Origin of the sequence: Pseudomonas sp. K5002 (assembly GCF_013386655.1) — a bacterium.
Lineage (GTDB): Bacteria > Pseudomonadota > Gammaproteobacteria > Pseudomonadales > Pseudomonadaceae > Aquipseudomonas.
This window is the reverse complement of the sequence record NZ_JACARK010000773.1, coordinates 1-2,135: the sequence shown is the minus strand read 5'-3', so window position 1 is coordinate 2,135 and position 2,135 is coordinate 1. Positions and strand designations below refer to the sequence as shown.

Genomic DNA, 2,135 nt, shown 5'->3' with positions numbered 1-2,135 from the left:
GGCTCGCCGACCTCGACCAGCGCCTGGACCGCCTGGAATGGCACGATTCTCCCCTCAAGGACCTGCAAGGCCTGCTGGCCAGCCTCGCGGTGCAACAATTGCCCGACGCCCCCCTGGCGGCGCTACGCCCAGCCATCGATCACTTCTTTGCCTTGCCGGACGTGCCGAGCATCGTCGAGCAATTGCAGCAAGTCACCGTCGCCGACAGCCATGACTGGGCATTGACCACCGCCAGCCTGATGCAGACGCGCTCCCCCCTGGCCATGGCCGTGACCCTGCAGATGCTGCGTCGCGGGCGCCACCTGCCGCTGGAGCAATGCTTTGCCCTGGAACTGCACCTGGACCGCCAATGGTTTGCCCGTGGCGACCTGATCGAAGGCGTCCGCGCCCTGCTGATCGACAAGGACAAAACCCCTCGCTGGAACCCTCCAACCCTGCAGGCGTTGGAGGCTGATCATGTCGAAAGCTTCTTCCGCGACTTCGACAAGAACGGGAACTAAGTCATGCAAGATATTGAATTTACAGAAGAACAAGTGATGATCCGCGACATGGCGCGGGACTTTGCCCGTGGCGAAATCGCCCCCCACGCCCAGGCTTGGGAAAAGGCCGGCTGGATCGATGATGCCCTGGTCGCCAAGATGGGCGAGTTGGGTTTGCTGGGCATGGTGGTGCCCGAAGAATGGGGCGGCACCTACGTCGACTACGTGGCCTACGCCCTGGCAGTGGAAGAGATTTCCGCTGGCGACGGCGCTACCGGCGCACTGATGAGTATCCATAATTCAGTGGGTTGCGGGCCAATCCTCAACTACGGCTCACAAGCACAAAAGGAAACCTGGTTGGCGGAACTGGCCAGCGGCCAGGCCATCGGTTGCTTCTGCCTTACCGAACCCCAGGCCGGTTCCGAAGCGCACAACCTGCGCACCCGTGCCGAACTGCGGGACGGCCAGTGGGTGATCAACGGCGCCAAGCAGTTTGTCAGCAACGGCAAGCGCGCCAAGCTGGCGATCGTGTTTGCAGTGACCGACCCTGACCTGGGCAAGAAAGGCATCTCGGCGTTCCTGGTGCCGACCAGCACCCCGGGCTTCGTGGTGGACCGTACCGAACACAAGATGGGCATTCGTGCCTCGGACACCTGTGCCGTCACCCTCAACCAGTGCACCGTACCGGAAGCCAACCTGCTGGGTGAACGCGGCAAGGGCCTGGCCATCGCCCTGTCCAACCTCGAAGGCGGACGCATCGGGATTGCCGCCCAGGCGCTGGGTATTGCGCGTGCCGCCTTTGAGGCCGCGCTGGCCTATGCCCGTGACCGGGTGCAGTTCGACAAGGCGATCATCGAGCACCAGAGCGTGGCCAACTTGCTGGCCGACATGCAAACCCGCCTGAATGCGGCGCGCTTGCTGATCCTGCACGCCGCCCGATTGCGCAGTGCGGGCAAGCCATGCCTGTCGGAGGCCTCCCAGGCCAAGCTGTTTGCCTCGGAAATGGCCGAGAAGGTGTGCTCTTCAGCCATGCAGATTCATGGGGGTTATGGCTATCTGGAGGACTACCCGGTGGAGCGTTACTACCGGGATGCGCGGATTACCCAGATTTACGAGGGCACCAGCGAGATTCAGCGGATGGTGATTGCCAGAGAATTGAAAAACTACCAGCTGTAACAGGTATTTCGCAGAACCAATGTGGGAGCGGGCTTGCTCGCGAAGGCGGTGGATCAGTCGATACATCGGGTGACTGTAACACCGCCTTCGCGAGCAAGCCCGCTCCCACATTTTTTGATCTTCAGCGTTACAGGACAGTGTTTACTTGTCCTTGAACTCCGGCGCACGCTTGGCCACAAACGCCGCCATGCCTTCCTTCTGATCCAGCGTGGCAAACGCCGCGTGGAACACCCGGCGCTCAAAGCGCACGCCTTCGGACAGGCTCACTTCAAACGCACGGTTCACGCTTTCCTTGACCATCATGCTGATGGGCACCGACTTGCCGGCGATCAGGGTCGCGACCTTCAATGCTTCGTCCAACAGCTCATCCGCCGGCACGATGCGCGCGACGATCCCGCAGCGCTCGGCTTCCACCGCATCGATAAAGCGCCCGGTCAGGCACATTTCCATGGCCTTGGCCTTGCCCACGGCGCGGGTCAG

3 protein-coding genes are annotated in these 2,135 nt (G+C 62.0%); 2 read left to right on the top strand and 1 reads right to left on the bottom strand.

Translation table 11 applies throughout. The features are described 5' to 3' along the window. Positions 1 to 500 (top strand): enoyl-CoA hydratase/isomerase family protein (locus HX846_RS28250; RefSeq protein WP_178966551.1); only part of this gene is annotated, 500 nt, incomplete at its 5' end. A 3-nt stretch (positions 501 to 503) separates the two neighbouring features. Continuing rightward, positions 504 to 1,655 (top strand): acyl-CoA dehydrogenase family protein, encoded by a 1,152-nt coding sequence (locus HX846_RS28245; RefSeq protein ID WP_087693006.1) that lies wholly within the window; start codon positions 504 to 506, stop codon positions 1,653 to 1,655. Positions 1,656 to 1,796: 141 nt separating this feature from the next. On the opposite strand, the gene HX846_RS28240 is transcribed toward HX846_RS28245, so the two are convergent. Next, a partial coding sequence (locus HX846_RS28240; protein WP_256349686.1) for an enoyl-CoA hydratase-related protein occupies positions 1,797 to 2,135 on the bottom strand: 339 nt, incomplete at its 5' end.